Here is a 1,360-nt window from a genome sequence, read left to right on the forward strand (position 1 = left end):
GAAACCGGCAACGGTCACACCTTGGTAGATTGCGGGAGCATAGTAAGACAAGAGGCGACCCTTAACCTTTGAACCGTTGAAGACTTGTTGCTTTTCAGCAGCTTCAACCAAAGAAGGGTATGGCTTTTGGCTACCGGCTGCTGACCGAGTGGTCATTGTTTCGAATTCACCTTCAACAAGCAAGGCGACAAATTGGTTTTGAGCTTGCAAGTCCTTAACGGCATCACCTAAAACATCTTCTAAAGCCTTGTTTTCTGCTGTACCATGGTCTTGAAAATCGCCATGGTGGGCAGCAGCGAATGGTGAAGCAAAGTCGGCTGCTGGTGTTTCACTTTCACCCGAAACAAGGGTATGGTAAGCCTTACCGTCTAAGATGATCAATTCACCATCAAGGCCTTGGCCAGTTCCGATTCCAAAGTCACCATGCTTAAGAAGTTCAGCAATGGGCATTGTTCCGTCTAAGAGGCTGTTGGCCAACAATTGCATTGAGCCAACTTGGAAGAGTGTTGATTTTGACATGAATAAAAATTCCTTTCGTACTTACCTAATTACTACTATTGTAGTCCTTTCTGGCAGCGATGTCTAAAAATCAAGTCAGTGGAAATTTTTCGAGAGAAAAGGTGAGCTTTTGTCCTTTTATCCCAGAGTTGGCCAGTGGTGGCCGTGCTATAATAGGGCTATGAAAAGTTATCAAACAAACAATCCAGCCGCCACCCAGGCGTTGGCAAAACAATTAGCTCAGCTGGCCTATCCAGGCTTAGTTGTCACTCTCCAAGGCGACTTAGGGGCGGGAAAAACGACCTTTACTCAAGGATTAGCTCGGGCCTTGGATATTACGAGCCGGGTCAAGAGTCCGACCTTTAATATCTTGAATACCTACGAAGAGGGGCGGATTCCCCTGTACCATTTTGATGCTTACCGGCTCGAATTTGCTGGGGCTGAAGACCAGGGCTTTGAAGACTACCTCGGCACGGATGGGGTGACTCTGATTGAATGGCCCCAGTACATGGCCGACCTCTTGCCCAATGATCGGTTGGAGATGACCTTTACTCGAATGGGGACTGGTGAGTCGGACCGGCAAATCACAGTGCAGGGCCTTGGCCAAGCACAAGCAGTTGAGGAGGCATTGACTGATGGCAGCGGAAAATGAAATTGCTTATGAATATTCTCTTGTAACTTTGGATTTGAGTCAGGCACAAGCCATCCAAGACTTAATTGCCGTCTTGCGACAAGAATCCGATACGATGGAAATAGCTGAAGTCCGGGACTCTTTGATTGACCCGGATATTTATGAGGATAACTTGCGCGGCAAGGACCTCCCACAACGGACATGGTTGGTTTGGGCCGAAAGTCCAGCCGG

The 1,360-nt window shown here is 48.0% G+C and carries 3 protein-coding genes; 2 read left to right on the top strand and 1 reads right to left on the bottom strand.

The annotated features are described in order from the left end of the window. Positions 1-519: acetolactate decarboxylase (locus tag AOQ29_RS04865; protein WP_061993397.1), on the bottom strand; the 519-nt coding region annotated here is incomplete at its 3' end. A gap of 160 nt (positions 520-679) precedes the next feature. On the opposite strand from AOQ29_RS04865, the gene tsaE reads away from it, so the two are divergent. Both tsaE and AOQ29_RS07705 read left to right on the top strand, forming a co-directional pair. Then, positions 680-1,150 carry a tRNA (adenosine(37)-N6)-threonylcarbamoyltransferase complex ATPase subunit type 1 TsaE gene (gene tsaE, locus AOQ29_RS04870; RefSeq protein ID WP_061993398.1) on the top strand — a complete coding sequence of 157 codons (471 nt, stop codon included), beginning with the start codon at positions 680-682 and terminating at the stop codon, positions 1,148-1,150. Further along, the coding region (locus AOQ29_RS07705; RefSeq protein WP_158530751.1) for a hypothetical protein at positions 1,134-1,360 on the top strand (227 nt) is incomplete at its 3' end. The genes tsaE and AOQ29_RS07705, both read left to right, overlap by 17 nt.

It is taken from the genome of Fructobacillus ficulneus, assembly GCF_001047075.2.
Lineage (GTDB): Bacteria > Bacillota > Bacilli > Lactobacillales > Lactobacillaceae > Fructobacillus > Fructobacillus ficulneus.

What these genes read in the sequence shown, in the direction of transcription:
- tsaE (WP_061993398.1), top strand. Translation starts at nt 680, where the DNA reads ATGAAAAGTTATCAAACAAACAATCCAGCCGCCACCCAGGCGTTGGCA.